The organism is Marinomonas sargassi (genome assembly GCF_025716875.1).
Taxonomy (GTDB): domain Bacteria; phylum Pseudomonadota; class Gammaproteobacteria; order Pseudomonadales; family Marinomonadaceae; genus Marinomonas; species Marinomonas sargassi.
This window is the reverse complement of record NZ_JAOVZB010000001.1, coordinates 577,701-592,272: the sequence shown is the minus strand read 5'-3', so window position 1 is coordinate 592,272 and position 14,572 is coordinate 577,701. Positions and strand designations below refer to the sequence as shown.

General features: G+C 41.6%; 17 protein-coding genes. 11 read left to right on the top strand and 6 right to left on the bottom strand.

Features of this window, described 5'->3' with window-relative positions:
* Positions 1 to 91: 91 nt before the first annotated feature.
* Together phnD and phnC are read right to left on the bottom strand one after the other, a co-directional pair.
* Positions 92 to 1,105, bottom strand: coding sequence for a phosphonate ABC transporter substrate-binding protein (gene phnD, locus OFY17_RS02860; protein ID WP_263529189.1), 1,014 nt, complete (start codon positions 1,103 to 1,105; stop codon positions 92 to 94).
* Positions 1,106 to 1,121: 16 nt separating this feature from the next.
* Positions 1,122 to 1,988 carry a phosphonate ABC transporter ATP-binding protein gene (gene phnC, locus OFY17_RS02855; RefSeq protein WP_263529188.1) on the bottom strand — a complete coding sequence of 289 codons (867 nt, stop codon included), beginning with the start codon at positions 1,986 to 1,988 and terminating at the stop codon, positions 1,122 to 1,124.
* A 375-nt stretch (positions 1,989 to 2,363) separates the two neighbouring features.
* On the opposite strand from phnC, the gene OFY17_RS02850 reads away from it, so the two are divergent.
* Positions 2,364 to 3,794, top strand: coding sequence for an EAL domain-containing protein (locus OFY17_RS02850; protein WP_263529187.1), 1,431 nt, complete (start codon positions 2,364 to 2,366; stop codon positions 3,792 to 3,794).
* A gap of 228 nt (positions 3,795 to 4,022) precedes the next feature.
* On the top strand, positions 4,023 to 4,529 hold the full coding sequence (locus OFY17_RS02845) for a DUF7482 domain-containing protein (protein WP_263529186.1): 507 nt from the start codon (positions 4,023 to 4,025) through the stop codon (positions 4,527 to 4,529).
* 22 nt (positions 4,530 to 4,551) lie between these two features.
* Here the strand turns inward: OFY17_RS02845 and OFY17_RS02840 are convergent, their stop codons facing one another.
* Positions 4,552 to 5,661 carry a PA0069 family radical SAM protein gene (locus OFY17_RS02840; RefSeq protein ID WP_263529185.1) on the bottom strand — a complete coding sequence of 370 codons (1,110 nt, stop codon included), beginning with the start codon at positions 5,659 to 5,661 and terminating at the stop codon, positions 4,552 to 4,554.
* 162 nt (positions 5,662 to 5,823) lie between these two features.
* On the opposite strand from OFY17_RS02840, the gene OFY17_RS02835 reads away from it, so the two are divergent.
* Positions 5,824 to 6,192 carry an MmcQ/YjbR family DNA-binding protein gene (locus tag OFY17_RS02835; RefSeq protein WP_263529184.1) on the top strand — a complete coding sequence of 123 codons (369 nt, stop codon included), beginning with the start codon at positions 5,824 to 5,826 and terminating at the stop codon, positions 6,190 to 6,192.
* 35 nt (positions 6,193 to 6,227) lie between these two features.
* On the top strand, positions 6,228 to 6,686 hold the full coding sequence (locus tag OFY17_RS02830) for an OsmC family protein (RefSeq protein ID WP_263529183.1): 459 nt from the start codon (positions 6,228 to 6,230) through the stop codon (positions 6,684 to 6,686).
* 26 nt (positions 6,687 to 6,712) lie between these two features.
* On the opposite strand, the gene OFY17_RS02825 is transcribed toward OFY17_RS02830, so the two are convergent.
* The 3 genes from OFY17_RS02825 to prlC all read right to left on the bottom strand — a co-directional run bounded on the left by OFY17_RS02825 (position 6,713) and on the right by prlC (position 9,896).
* Positions 6,713 to 7,324, bottom strand: coding sequence for a glutathione S-transferase family protein (locus OFY17_RS02825; RefSeq protein ID WP_263529182.1), 612 nt, complete (start codon positions 7,322 to 7,324; stop codon positions 6,713 to 6,715).
* A 183-nt stretch (positions 7,325 to 7,507) separates the two neighbouring features.
* Positions 7,508 to 7,768, bottom strand: a complete 261-nt coding sequence (locus OFY17_RS02820) for a YheV family putative zinc ribbon protein (RefSeq protein ID WP_263529181.1) — start codon at positions 7,766 to 7,768, stop codon at positions 7,508 to 7,510.
* Positions 7,769 to 7,865: 97 nt separating this feature from the next.
* A complete protein-coding gene (prlC, locus tag OFY17_RS02815) occupies positions 7,866 to 9,896 on the bottom strand; it encodes an oligopeptidase A (RefSeq protein WP_263529180.1) in 2,031 nt (676 codons plus the stop codon).
* Positions 9,897 to 10,085: 189 nt separating this feature from the next.
* On the opposite strand from prlC, the gene OFY17_RS02810 reads away from it, so the two are divergent.
* From OFY17_RS02810 to OFY17_RS02780, 7 genes are all read left to right on the top strand, one after another.
* A complete protein-coding gene (locus tag OFY17_RS02810; RefSeq protein ID WP_263529179.1) occupies positions 10,086 to 10,631 on the top strand; it encodes a gamma carbonic anhydrase family protein in 546 nt (181 codons plus the stop codon).
* 366 nt (positions 10,632 to 10,997) lie between these two features.
* On the top strand, positions 10,998 to 11,630 hold the full coding sequence (locus tag OFY17_RS02805; protein WP_263529178.1) for an RNA polymerase factor sigma-70: 633 nt from the start codon (positions 10,998 to 11,000) through the stop codon (positions 11,628 to 11,630).
* Positions 11,627 to 11,833: a zf-HC2 domain-containing protein gene (locus OFY17_RS02800; RefSeq protein ID WP_263529177.1), complete on the top strand. Its 207-nt coding sequence runs from the start codon at positions 11,627 to 11,629 to the stop codon at positions 11,831 to 11,833. The genes OFY17_RS02805 and OFY17_RS02800 overlap by 4 nt, the downstream gene beginning before the upstream one ends.
* A gap of 163 nt (positions 11,834 to 11,996) precedes the next feature.
* The gene (locus OFY17_RS02795) at positions 11,997 to 12,272 is read left to right on the top strand and encodes a BufA1 family periplasmic bufferin-type metallophore (RefSeq protein ID WP_263529176.1); all 276 of its coding nucleotides are present in this window, start codon (positions 11,997 to 11,999) and stop codon (positions 12,270 to 12,272) included.
* 15 nt (positions 12,273 to 12,287) lie between these two features.
* Positions 12,288 to 13,199 (top strand): MNIO family bufferin maturase, encoded by a 912-nt coding sequence (gene bufB, locus OFY17_RS02790; protein ID WP_263529175.1) that lies wholly within the window; start codon positions 12,288 to 12,290, stop codon positions 13,197 to 13,199.
* A complete protein-coding gene (locus OFY17_RS02785) occupies positions 13,196 to 13,939 on the top strand; it encodes a DNA-binding domain-containing protein (RefSeq protein WP_263529174.1) in 744 nt (247 codons plus the stop codon). The genes bufB and OFY17_RS02785 overlap by 4 nt, the downstream gene beginning before the upstream one ends.
* A 61-nt stretch (positions 13,940 to 14,000) precedes the next feature.
* Positions 14,001 to 14,480 carry a DoxX family protein gene (locus OFY17_RS02780; protein ID WP_263529173.1) on the top strand — a complete coding sequence of 160 codons (480 nt, stop codon included), beginning with the start codon at positions 14,001 to 14,003 and terminating at the stop codon, positions 14,478 to 14,480.
* Positions 14,481 to 14,572: the final 92 nt, after the last annotated feature.

Below are 14,572 nucleotides of genomic sequence, written 5' to 3'. Positions count from 1 at the left end.
AAAGAGTGGATAGAGAGACTTAACCAATAAGGCTTGCCTCTCTATCCGCAACACATCCATGTGCATTTAACAAAAGCTTTAAAAATTTAGATTAATTCGCTTTTGCTGCGGCAATAGCATCCATGCGGCGGCCTAGTTCTGCTAACTGGTCATCCAGTGCTTGAACTTTTGTCGCTTTGTCTTTTGCAGACATGTTTGAGTTGATTAGCGTTAGACGCTCTTTGAAAAGAGCAAGCTGACGAATCGGTAGTAGCTGATCATCGTTAGACGCTTTGAAAGGAGCCCACTGAAGTGCTTCTAGGGTAGCTAACTCAGATGCATCGTTTGATTTACCGTAATTCATCATGAAGTCATAAATTTTGCCTTTTGCACTTTCAGGCAAGTTTTTACGCCAAACGATAGGGTCAGATGGGATAAGTGGAGACTTCCAAATGACTTTTACTTTATCGAATTTATCTGGGTGAGTGACCTTGATGCGAGACACGTTTTCAGTGTTGTTTGTTGCTACATCCACTTGGCCTGTTGCAACAGCAAGGAAGTTGCTTTCGTGACCTGCGTTAGTCATACGCTTAAAGATTTTTTTAGGATCCGCGTTGTTTTGTGCAAATACATAGTAGCTAGGTACTAGGAAGCCCGATGTAGAGTTTGGATCACCGTTACCAAAAGTCAGCTCTTTGCTGTATTTGAACATGTCATCAAGAGAGTTGATTTTGTCGTTGTCTTTGTTGACCAACAACAGACTCCAGTAACCAGGGTTGCCTGTTACATCAACGGTTTGAGCGAAGATTTGACCGCCAGAACGATCTACGGCTTCTAGTGCTGATTTGTTGCCTAACCAAGCAAGGTCAACTTTATCAAAGCGCATTGCTTGAATAACACCTGCATAATCAGAAGCGAAGAAAGGTTTGACTTCCATGCCTAGTTTTTCAGACATGTCATTCAAGAAAGGCATCCATACTGTTTTTAAATTTTGAGAAGACTCAGTAGAGATAATGCCAAAGTTTAATGACTTAACTTCTTCTGCTTGTGCTGTAAATGGCACAGACAGGAAAGTAGCTAATGTCGCTACAGAGGCTGCCTTTGCAAATAACCTTTTCAGTTTCATAACACAACTCCAGTAATTAATTTAATAGTGAATGGTTTTCTTTAGGGTTTATGCGTCCATTTTCTGCGAGTAAGATTCCATTTAAATCTTTCATGTCTAGCTCTGTAGACGTTTCTTCTGGTGTATGTTGAGCACCATAAAGAGAGGCAAGTAGATCGTCGTTTAGGTGCTGAATTTGACCATCGTAAAAAATGGCTCCGTCTTTCAGGGCAACTGCGCGGCGGCAATACTTTTGTGCGTAATCGACTTGATGCAAGGTGACAACAACGGTAATACCGTCTTTTTCATTAATGTCTTTGAGAGTTTGCATAACAAGGCGGGAGGATTCTGGATCTAGTGAGGCAATAGGTTCATCAGCAAGGATGACTTCGGCTTTCTGCATGAGAGCGCGAGCAATGGCAACACGTTGCTGCTGGCCGCCAGATAATTCAGATGCTCTTTTTAATACCACATTTTTTAAGCCGACCCGTTCTAGTGCTTCTAAAGCCAAGTGTTTTTCTTCCGTTGTGAAGTGGCCTAATAAGCTGCGATAGCTGGGGGTGCGAGAAAGTGCGCCTATCATCACATTGGTTAGTACACTTAAACGATTAACGAGATTAAATTGCTGAAAAACGTTACCGATCTGCGCGCGAGAGGTGCGGATATTGCGATCTAACTTACCACCTTGCTGAATCGAGTTGCTGAGAACCTTGATAGCAGACTGACTGTTTTTATCCGCTAAGGTTAAGCCCGATACATGTCTCATTAGAGTAGATTTACCTGATCCAGATGATCCAATGAGCGCAACCATTTCACCTTTCTCGATGGTTAAACTGATATCTTTTAACGCATGAATCTCTTTGGAAAAGTGCTTAGTAACTTTATCAATTTCAATGATGCTCATTGTGATTACTCTCTCAGCCGTTCATATCGAAGTAACTTTGATGAGCGATCTTAGAAAGGAATTGTGACAATTTAGTTATCTAGATAAGTCAAAAAAAAGTCGAAAAAATGACAGTTTAAATTTGCTGGCTGGGTAATTAGACAAAGGGAGGAAATTGTCTAGTTGGGCTGTGAAAATAAATATGATTCTTATTAATGATTTACAGACTAAGAGGCGATACTTGTCTATATAAGCTGGTGGGGAGATTAATTTTTTTTATATATTAAATATATGGAGTAAAAAATATATTTTTTTTTCGTATCTTGATATAAATGTAAAAGTTACTAAAAACTGCAATTACATAGTGTATTGCTAGTCAGCGCTGTAAGGTCATTTATGTCTCCGTTATTCAAGACATTGCTAACCATTCTTCTTAATGTTTTTTCTACCTTAATTGTTGTTGTTTCACTCTATACCGTTGAACGTGATTTGAGCCAGAAAGCAGCAGAAATAGAGTATGAGAGAAAGCAAGAATTGTATGTTGAACGAGTGGAAACCTACTTAGACTCTGTTACCTCCTACTTATCTGATGTATCCGAAACTTACGAAGGTGTTTGTCACCGTGATTTCATCATTCATATGCGCAAAGAGTTATTCAACATTACCGGCGCAATTGAGTTTGGTGTGGTGGAAAAGAAAGGCAAGGTTGGGGAGATAGTCTGTAACTCTTGGGGAGAAGATGAACGAGTATTAGTTCGTGCGCCGAAACCCCATGACGGCTTTTTGATGACAGGCCCGCACACTATTAATTCGTTACAAATGCCTATCTATGTGATTAAAAAATCAGAGGGCGACTTTGAATATAATGTCGTTATAAAACGCGACAGCCTTGATGATATTCTGCTTAATGACTTGGGTTTTAGCATCACCAATAGTCGCAAAGTGATGCTGGATACTTTTGCTCAATCGGATCACGTTAGGAATATTCACTATATCGTAAGCCCAAGGGACTATAGTTCGTCTCCGAGTGTGTTTTTCATCCCCCTCTCAATTCTATTATTTATCGTTTTATATTTCCTAATTATACCGAAATGGGTGAGAGCAATAGATAGAACCATTCTGCGTAGGAAAATCAAAAATCATCATTATTACAATGAATATCAACCAGTTATTGATGTTAGAAAACAAGAAGTTTTTTCTATTGAGGTTTTTTTAAGAAGCCGAGACCGGATTAATGCAAAAGACAGTGTCGATAAAATAAAAGATTTAGACTTAAGCATAGAGCACACTATTATCCAGATAGAACAAATTGAAAATAATTTCGATGATAGCTTTATTAAGGAAAATAGCTTTCAAATTAATATCTCTAGCCGTCACCTTGAAAGTAAAGTATTTGTTAAAAGCTTACTTAAGTTAGATAAGCGCTTTAGATCGAGAATCATTTTAGAAGTCACGGAAGACGAGAACCTAATGTCCATGAAGAAAAGCATTAAGGCGCATATGAATATTCTCAAAACCAATGGTGTTCGGTTTGCTATCGATGACTTTGGGGTGGAATATTCAGGCTTGTCTTATTTGTCTGAATTCAGTTTTGACATGATAAAAACGGATAAAATTTTTATTGAAGATAAGGATAAAAATACCGCTATTTTGAAATCCGTATTTTTGTTGATTAAAGAGCTAGGTATTATTTGTATTGCCGAAGGTGTTGAAACGGAAGAAGATGCTGTAAAAATGCAGGAGTTAGGCTTTTACATCCACCAAGGCTGGTACTACGCTAAGTCAATGAGAGCGGAAGAGGTGGTGGCATTTCGTTTGAACGATTAGTGCGTCTTCTATCTTGAATTTTAATGTCACGTATAGATACTTCAATCAGTCACTATATAAAGTTGATTGGAATTATTAAGCTCACCTATTGTCTTAAGAAAATAATGGCTCAACTTGAATCCATTAGAGAGTCAATGAAATTTGTATTGGGAAGTGAATGCTTGTTTGCTATTACTCACCGCTTTTGTATAAGTTATATTCCATAAAAGAAAAAGAATAGAGGTTAGTATGTTTTTTAAAGGGATCTGCTTTATTACGTTAGCGCTTTTGCTCGGTGCTTGCACAAGTGCTCCAAAAAATCAGCAAGTAAGCTTTCCTGTTTTAAAAGCATGGTATGAAGGTAAAGACGTTTTGTATGTTACGACGGATGTGTCTGATCGTGAGATGGCAAAAGCGATGAACGCCAACTATGCCCCTAGATTAAAAGATGCCATTCCTCGTTACCCCAAACCACCGCACGTAAAAACAGCGTTGGAAAGGGTGTATGCTTTTCCAAATAAAGAGCAAGATCGAACCGTTTTTCCTTCGGCGCCAGAGCCTTTAGGATACTTGAGTGAAAACCGTGCTTATTCTCCATTGTGGATCATGTATGCTGTGGTTTGGAAAGATCCATCACAAGCCTATGATCTTAAGTCAGAAGAGGCTATTTTCATTGCCGAAGATCAGGGGTTAGTTACCATTGAGCGTACGGATATTGTGGTGAACTGCCCGGTTATCCCTTTCGTTGTTGAGTAATATTTAGGTTCTAGGAAAAATCTTAAAATAAGGGGATTTGATCCCCTTTTTTAGTGGGAACAGAGAAGTTTCTACAATTAAGTGAACTTAATCTGTGGTTATCTAATCCGTACTTTCTTCGTGCCAAATGAAAGCGTTGGTTAATCACGTCTGCAAAAATACCTTCTCCTGTCATGCGTTTGCCAAATCGACTGTCATACAGTTTTCCTCCCCGCATATCCATGATGCGTTGCAATACATGGTCGGCTCGGTCTGGGTAATGTTGCTCCAGCCAATCTTTAAACAAAGGTGCGACTTCGTGGGGCAGGCGTAGCATGATGTAATGAATGGACTGTGTTCCGACCTTTGCCGATTCCGCCACAATGGCTTCAAGTTCATGATCATTGATAAAAGGGATAACAGGTGCCACTAAAACCGTGACGGGAATATTGGCATCGCGTAGTGCCTTGATGATTTTGAGACGAGTTTTCCCCGATGCTGTTCTTGGTTCTAATAAACGCTTTAAATCATTGTCTAGCGTGGTGACACTTATTGCCACGTGCACCAGCTTCTTTTCAGCCATAGCTGCAAGTAAATCTAAGTCTCTTAAAATCAGCGTACTCTTGGTAATTAAGGATATGGGTTGGTGATGGGCGAGAGCGATTTCAAGCAATTGTCTGGTGATACCTAATTGCTTTTCTATTGGCTGGTAAGCATCCGTATTGATACCTAAAGCAATGGGCTCACAACGATAGCTAGGGTGGGCAAGTTCCTCTTCAAATAAAAAAGGCGCATTGGTTTTTGCCACCAGTTTAGTTTCAAAGTCTAAACCGGGAGATAAGTCCAAATAGGCGTGGGTAGGGCGAGCAAAGCAATAAATGCAGCCGTGCTCACATCCCTTGTATGGATTAATGGATTGTCTAAAAGGTACATCAGGGGAGTTATTTCGGGAAATAATACTCTTCGCTCTTTCGTAGCGTACTTGGGTTTCTATCGAGGAAGTTTCTAACTCGGCAATCAGTTCATCGCTTTCATCCAGCTCGACCTCAGTAATAGCAAATCGTCCAGCTATATTATTACCTGTACCACGGCCCTTGATAGGGGAGTTAAAGGCATTTTGCTGAATGATTTTTAGACTACTATGTTGAGACATTGCATGGCCTTTTTGATAAATTATACTGTATATATATACAGTATAATGATGCGATTTTAATCATAATGCAAGTTCATCTGCAGTGTGTTTTACTCATGGTGGGCGTGAAAGAAGCCCGTTAGCTTTAGTAGCGAGATAGGGCGAAGGTGTTGGAGGGAAAACATGACCTATGAAGAGTTCAATCAGTTTTGTGGTGCCATGACAGCGACAAGCAGCGTTGTTCAATGGGGCGGTGCGCATGTCTGGAAAGTGGGCGGTAAAGTGTTTGCTATTGGAGGTTGGGGGGAAGAAGGCCGAGGTGCTTTTACCTTTAAAGCCTCAGAACTTAACTTTCAAATTTTAAGTGGGGAAGAAGGTTATAAGCCAGCACCCTACATGGCGTCTCGTGGCTTGAAGTGGATTCAACAATACGATGATTCCCCTCAACGTGATGATGCACTTAAATACTACATAGAAGAGTCTTATCGTTTAGTGTCGTTAGGACTTACGAAAAAGTTGCAGAAGGAATTAGGCCTTAATCAGCCTGAATAGAATCTGCTTTATTGCTGCATTAAGAGGGAGTTGGTATGTCGGAATATTTTGCTAGGGTAGTTTGGGAAAGGGGTTCACAAAACTTTATTGATAAGAAATACAGCCGCGCCCATGAATGGCAATTTGAAGGTGGCGTTGTCGTGCCTGCTTCTTCCTCTCCCCATATTGTGCCTATTCCCTTGTCCATAGCTGAAAACGTCGACCCTGAAGAAGCCTTTGTAGCTTCCGTCTCAAGCTGTCATATGCTGTTTTTCCTTGATTTCGCCTCTCGAAAAAAGCTGGTAGTAGATCATTACATTGATCGAGCAATCGGCACCTTAGCAGTAGGTGAGAGCGGTAAAATGATGATGACTGAGGTCGTGTTAAAGCCAGAAGTGACTTTTGTTGGAGAGGAACCGGGTCGTGAGCTATTAGAAGAGCTCCATCACTTATCCCACGAACATTGCTTTATTGCTAACTCATTGTTAACCAAGGTACGAGTTGACCTTGGTTAACTTTACGTTCTTTAACTCTTGTCACTTTAGTGCTGGGAGATGGGCACGTACCAGTCCATGGATTCTATGGTGCTAATCCAGCGTAGAATATTCGGGTACTGGCCTAAATCATAGCTGCCACCTTCCTCTGCCACATGGGTATAAGCAAACAAGCAGATATCAGCAAGGGTGATCTTTTCACCTGCAAGGAAGGTCTGGAGTTCGAGGGTTTCATTCATGAGCTTAAGAGCCGCATTTCCCTCTTTAATACGATTAGGTAGCATCTGCTCTTTTAATTCGTCCATGGCGTCGTGCGTAAGCCAGAAGCGAGGTGAAGCGATGTTCGGCTCATGACTGTATTGCTCCCAGAACAACCATTTATAGACCGCTGCTTTTTCTATGGGCTTGCTAGGTAGAAGAGGTGATTCATATTTTTCAGCGAGGTAGAGGAGAATAGCGTTACTTTCGCTTAGGCATTCACCGTTATCTAGTTCAAGAACAGGGATTTTGCCGTTTGGGCTAATGGCTAAGAATTCCTCTGTACGAGTTTCGCCCTTGGTGATGTCATATTCTTTCAAGGTGGGCTTTAGGCCTAAGCAGGCGCATAGTAAACGTATTTTATAGCCGTTACCCGAAGGTAGATAATCGTGCAAAATCATAAACTTCTCCTTGCCGAAAAGGCGATCCATAACAAACTTGATCACCCATCTTCTAGCAAAGAGAAGAAAATAAAAAGCCAATTTTTTTGAAGCTATCTATTCGTATAATGAATAGGTTAACGAAGGTACGAACAAGTCCACAGGCATCAGCCTGTGACCCACTCTTTATTGTTCACACCTCTCTCAATGTTTTGTGGTTCCCGGGTTAGGGATAAAGTTGATCACCATTTCTTCTGCAGCAGGTTCTGAAGTGTGTGGTGTATTCACCCTAGTAGGAAGCTCGGGAGATTGAGCTTCTATCTTGGTGGATTGTGCATCTTCATAGCCACAGCTAATGCATTCACGGTACTGTTTTTCTTCTTCATCGCTACGCCATGCACGAATCTTGTCCATTTCGCTACAACGTGGGCAGACTGCACCAGCAATAAAACGTTTTACTGTCATTTTTTACCCTCAAAAAAGCGGCGTTTTCTCTAAGGAAATCACCCTAGAAAAAAGCCGCCGCTTATTGTTTTTTGAACAGAGCTATCGGTCAGCAGGGTTATGCTGCAATGCCACTGTGTCGTAATAAAGCGTCTGTACTTGGCTCACGACCACGGAACTCGGCAAATAATTCTGCCGCCGAACGTGACCCGCCATTTGCCAATATGGTATCACGGAAGTGAGCCCCAGTATCGACATTGAAAATGCCTTCTTCTTCAAACTTGGAAAAAGCATCCGCAGAGAGTACTTCTGCCCATTTGTAGCTGTAATACCCTGCCGCATAGCCGCCGGCAAAAATATGCGAGAAGCTATTTTGGAAGCGGTTAAATTCAGGCGGTGTTGTCACTGCAATATTGCTGCGCACATCATTCAATAAGGCTTGCACAGAAATTCCAGCTTGATACTCCTTATGTAGGCGTAAATCGAACATAGAGAACTCTAATTGACGAACCATTTGCATGCCTGACTGGAAGTTTTTCGCTGCCAGCATCTTCTCTAACAGGTCATTTGGTAATGGCTCGTTGGTTTCAAAATGGCCTGCAATATGAGCTAAGGCTTCTGGCTCATAACACCAGTTTTCCATGAATTGACTTGGTAGCTCGACAGCATCCCAAGCCACACCATTAATGCCTGAGACAGCTGAAACATCCACTTGAGTTAGCATGTGGTGTAAACCATGACCGAACTCATGGAACAAGGTGGTGACTTCGTTGTGAGTTAATAAAGCTGGCTTGTCACCAATTGGTGGTGTGAAGTTACATACTAGGTAGGCGACGGGCAGCTGAAGCTGGTTATCACTTAAACGGCGGCGAGTACGGCAAGAGTCCATCCAAGCTCCACCACGTTTTGCTTCGCGGGCATAAGGGTCTAGGTAGAAACGAGAAATGTCTGTGCCATTTTTGCTGATAGTGAACAGCTGTAAATCTTTATGGTAACTATCGAATTCTGTTTCTTCGCGAATTTCAATGCCAAATAAAGTTTGTGCCACGTGAAACAATCCAGACAAAACTTTGTTCATCGGGAAGTAAGGGCGTAACTCTTCTTGGGAGATGGAATACTTATGCTCACGCAGTTTTTCTGAGTAGTAGGTGATGTCCCATACATTCAGTTCATCGACACCATTCTCTTCTTTGGCAAATTTTTTGAGCTGTTCAAGATCTTGTTCTGCCGAAGGTTTTGACTTATCGGCAAGGTCTTGTAAGAAGTCGATAATCTGTTGACCATTGTCTGCCATCTTGGTTGCTACTGACAATTCAGCGTAGTTTTCAAAGCCTAAAATTTCAGCCATTTCATGGCGTAGGGCGAGAATTTCGTCGATCAAAGGTGCGTTATCAAATTTCACATCGCCCCCTTGGTCTGAAGCACGAGTTGAAAAAGCACGATACATTTCTTCTCTTAGTGCAGCATTATCTGCATAGCTCGCCACAGGGATGTAAGAAGGGAGGTCGAGCGTAAATAACCAACCTTCTTGCTCTTTGGCTTCGGCCATTTGTTTTGCTTGTGCAAGGGCGGACTCTGGTAAGCCGCTTAGTTCACTTTCGTCTGTGATTAGCTTGCTCCATGCTTGAGTCGCGTCAAGAACGTTTTCGCCAAATTGGCTGCCTAGCTCAGAAAGGCGCTGGCTAATTTCGCCGTAGCGTTTTTTAGCTTCGCCCTCTAGACCAACACCGGATAGCTCAAAGTCACGAATCGTTTGAGTGAGCGCTTCGGTTTGAGCTTGTGTTAACTCTTTTGCCGCAGGGCTTTCAGCTAAGGCTTTATAAGCTTCGTACAGTGCCTTGTTTTGGCCAAGCTCTGTGTAATATTGGGTAAGCTTAGGCAAGCAGGCATTATAGGCTTCGCGGATTTCGGCCGAGTTCTTCACTGAGTTTAAATGGCTGATTGGTGACCAAAAGTTATGTAGATCATCATGTAGTTGGTCTAAAGGTAAGACAAGGCTTGCCCATGTTGGATTAGCATTTTCTTTTACTAGCTTATCTATGCCTTTTTGGTTGGCTTCTAGTAGTTGCTCTAGGTCTGTTTCAATCTTGGCGATTTCTAGACCTGAGAAATTGGGTAGGCTGGTCGCGCTCCACACAGATGATGACATATCATGTTATCCTTTTGATTCATTTAGCGCCGTATTATGTCGGGCGTTGTTAATTCGTTTATTTGCTGCTGAGTTTGTAAGAGGTCTGCCATATAAGATATGTGGTCTTTGTCTTTTTTCAATCTCTAAATAGCTATTTAAGTCGATAGTTCTTATCTTTTTGACACAAAATGTCCATAGAGAGGATATATGGTGATGAAATCGTTTCGAGGTAAGATGCCTCAATTAGGCAATAAAGTATGGGTTGATGATAGCGCTGTGATCATTGGCGATGTGGAAATTGGTGATGACAGTTCGGTTTGGCCTTTGGTCGCAATTCGTGGTGATATGCACCGCATTCGTATTGGGGCTCGCACCAGTATCCAAGACAATTCCTGCCTACACATTACCCATGCCAGTACTTACAAGCCGGAAGGTCACCCATTAACCATTGGTGATGATGTAACCGTTGGGCATATGGCTATGCTGCATGGTTGTTCAATCGGCAATAAAGTCTTAGTGGGTATGGGTACGACCATTTTAGATGGCGCTGTTATTGAAGATGAGGTCATTATTGGCGCAGGCTCTTTGGTACCGCCGGGTAAACGCCTTGAGTCTGGCTATTTATATATGGGCTCGCCTGTTAAGCAAGCTAGGCCTTTAAGTAAGGCAGAAATTGAATATTTTCAATATGCAGGTTTGAACTACGTAAAATTAAAAGACGAATATTTAGCAGAAAGTGAACTATCTGAATAAAAACCCCACTAAGCACAGGGACTAAGGAAGGTGTGAATAAGTCTTCTGAGCTTCAGTCTTATCAGAGAAACGGTCTATCAAGGCAAGAGTGAGCAGGAATGTTAATACCTTTCAATTACTCTTAACGCAGAGAGACCATTTCTCTGAAAGACCCGAAGGGCGTGGGCTAAACGCTTTTTATTCTTTGTTAAGCTTCTGGCCAGTATGTTCATATTGGACTACGAAGCTTGCCTCGAATAATAAAGGTTTATCCACACGCTGAAGCCAGTGGACTTGTTCGTACCTTCCTTTAATAAAAAAGATTAATTTTTGTAAGAAGGTTAGACCTTCTTGCGTCTAACTAATTAAGTGAAAGCTGAGGTTAAAATGCTCGATGCTCATTCATCGTCAAATACTGACGGTAAAGAATCGGCTGCTATGTTTCATGATGCAGTGTTCATGGAAGATTTGCGCATGCAAATGATAAAGTTTGCGCAGCTGCAAGTGCGAGATAGTCAACTAGCGGAAGACGCGGTCCAAGAGGCCATTATTTCTGCTTATCAAAATATAGAAAAGTTTGGGCGCCAGTCGGCATTTAAAACTTGGGTGTTCTCTATATTGAAGAATAAGTTGATTGATTTGTTGCGTAAGGAAAAACGTTACACCGCAGCCAGTGAGTTAGAGGAAGGTGCCAATTTAAACGGCGATGAGCTGATTGATGTGCTGTTCAAGAAGAATGGCCATTGGCAAAAAAGCGAGCGCCCTCAAAAATGGGATCAGCCTGAGCATGGTGTAGAAAACAATCATTTTTGGCGAGTTTTTGATGCTTGCTTAAATGCATTACCTGAAAAATACAGTCGCTTATTTATGATGCGAGAATTTTTGGAAATGGAAACACCAGAAATCTGCCATAACGAAGAGCTAACAGTGAGTAACCTTAATGTCATTCTTTATCGTGCTCGTTTGCGGTTAAGGGAATGTTTAGAAGACAACTGGTATCAGGCAGAAAAATCGAAATGATGAATTGCAAGAGAGCAACAGAGCTACTATCTGAAAAATTGGATCGTCCTTTGAGCACGAAAGAGAAAGTTGCTCTTGGCATCCACACTACTATGTGTGTGAGCTGTCGTTTATTTTCCCAACAGATGCAAGGCTTACGTGATCTCTCTAAGTTCTACGTAAAGGGAAATGGTGAAGAAACAAATAATGACGAAAAAAAATAAATTCTTTGTGTAAGATTGTTTAAGCTCAGTACGTCAAAGGTTTGTAACAGAAATTAAGCGTTTAAATGAAGTGGTAAGTAATAAACGTAGCAGAGTGATCTGTTATCTAGCGATATAACTCATTGACAATAATGTCATTTATTTTATTAAAGAGGATTTAATTATGAAAAATACAAAAGCATCTTTGGCTCTTGCACTTGGTACTGCTGTTGCTATTTCTGCTGTTGCAGTACCTGCACAAGCAGCAAGTAAAGAAAAATGTTACGGCGTTTCTTTAGCAGGTCAAAATGACTGTGCAGCAGGCCCAGGTACATCTTGTGCAGGTACATCTAAAACAGATTATCAAGCAAATGCATGGAAACTTGTTCCAGCTGGCACTTGTACTGAAATGAAGTCTGAAACTTCTTCTACTGGCTTCGGTCAACTTAAAGCGTTCTAAGAATAGACAATTTTTATGTCTCACGTTCTTTCAGAACCTTCGTCTCCTCAAGCCGTAGAATCCCCTTTTTCTAGCGGCTTAGAGGATACCTTTTTATCTCACACTGGCATTAGTCTAAAACCTGCTTATTATGCTCCCATCTTAGCTGAGCGACCTAGCGTAGGCTTTTTTGAAGTTCATGCCGAAAACTATTTAAGTAAGGGTGGCCCTGCCCAGTATTATTTGCGAAAAATTCGCGAACATTACCCTGTTACCGTGCATGGTGTCGGCCTTTCTATTGGTGGCGAACAAGACATCAATATGGAGCACTTGAAGCGAGTCGCTCAACTTGTAAAGGATATTCAGCCAGAAGTCTTCTCTGAACATTTGGCTTGGTCAACACACGATACTTTTCTCAATGACCTTTTACCTGTGGCTTATGATGAAGCCACGTTGCAAAAAGTGTGTGATCACATAGATATTTTGCAGAATTTCTTACAACGCAAAGTACTGATCGAAAACCCTTCTACCTATTTCCAGTTTAATCGCAGTGAAATGAGCGAGATCGACTTCATTACGGAAATGAGTCGGCGCTCGGGCTGTGGTTTACTGCTAGATGTGAATAATATTGAAGTCTCTTGTCATAATCATGGACACAATCCTTATCACTACCTAGAGGCTTTCCCCGTCCATGCAGTAGGACAAATTCATCTGGCTGGCCACACCACAGACACTAATGCCTTAGTGCCTTTGAAAATAGACAGTCATGATGAACCTGTACCTGAAGATGTTTGGTCTCTGTATCAATATGCTTTAGTGAAGGCTGGCAATTGCCCGACCTTAATTGAGCGGGATGGCAATTTACCCGCCATGAAAGAGCTGGTTGAAGAAGCGCATAAAGCCGATAGCATCCGAGATGATATGTTTCGTCGAGGAGCAAGGCTGTGAATAAGTTGTTTAAAGCGGCATTATTTTCCGATGACACTGGATTTTACAATGAGATGAGTGCTGCCACACTTGCCGAGCAAGAAGCCCGAATGAACGTCTATCGGAATAATGTGGTGGTGTCCTTGGTTGATGCTTTAGGGGATATTTTTCCCGTCAGCCGGACGGTTGTAGGAGAAGAGTTTTTCCATGCTATGGCTCGTGTATACGTGATGGAGAACCAGCCAAATAGCCCTGTTATCAGTGAATATGGCGGTAATTTTTCCGACTTTATTCGTCAATTTGAGCCTGCGAAAGGTGTCCCGTTTCTCGCAGATTTGGCCGCTCTTGAATATGCTATGCTGACGTTAACCAACAGTGAAGAGTTCGAGACGCTGGAGCATGAAGCTATTTCACAGGCTTTTAGTTCTGTAGAAGACCCGAGTGGGTTGACGTTGAGTTTACCTCCTACAACACAAATTCTAGAGTCGCCTTTTGCGCTTGGCTCCTTGTATCGAGCTCACTTTAGTGACGATCAGCAAAGCCTAAATCAAATCGATATTAATAAAGCTGAGTACTTACTTTTAGTAAAGTCTCACTTATATAGTCAGTTACATGTACTATCAAGGGACGAGGCTTTATTTATTAAAGGGCTTACTCAAAATAAAAACTTAGAGGAGGCGCTGCCAGAGTCAGAAACATTTGATTTAGGGGAAGTACTGGCGAAGTTGATTCAATGGAAAGTCATAACTGCTATTACCTAATAGCAAGCGAACAAATTACGCTCAATCAATGCGATAAAATATTATAACTAAGGATGTCACTATGCTCTCTCTCGTTAACTTTATTAATGCTCAAAGTGAAGCTCTCTTTCGTAAGATACCTGAATCAGTGATTTTGTTTCTATCACGTTTTGCCATTGCGGCTGTTTTTTGGAAATCTGGTCAAACTAAGATAGAAGGCTTTAAGTTAGATATAATCGCAATGAATGCAGAATTTGGTTGGCCTCGTCTTGCGGAGACGACAGGCTTTTTATTCGAATACGAATATGACCTACCCCTTATTCCGCCTATGATTGCTGCCGTGTTAGCCACAATAGGTGAGCATTTACTGCCGATTCTAATTCTTACTGGCTTATTTACTCGCCTAGCAAGCTTCGGTATTGTCATGATGACGCTTGTTATTCAGATATTTGTGTATCCAGATGCGTATGCAACGCACGCTACATGGATGGCTGCTGCCTTGTTCTTAATGTACAAAGGACCTGGTAGTTTCTCCCTAGATCACTTCTTTGCTAAGCGTTAACCCTATAAGTACTGCTTAGCTTCCCCATTATCCTCGTTGAGCCATCTTTTGAAGATGGCTCTTTTTTGTGCCGAATCTTCTATTTAGTTTTT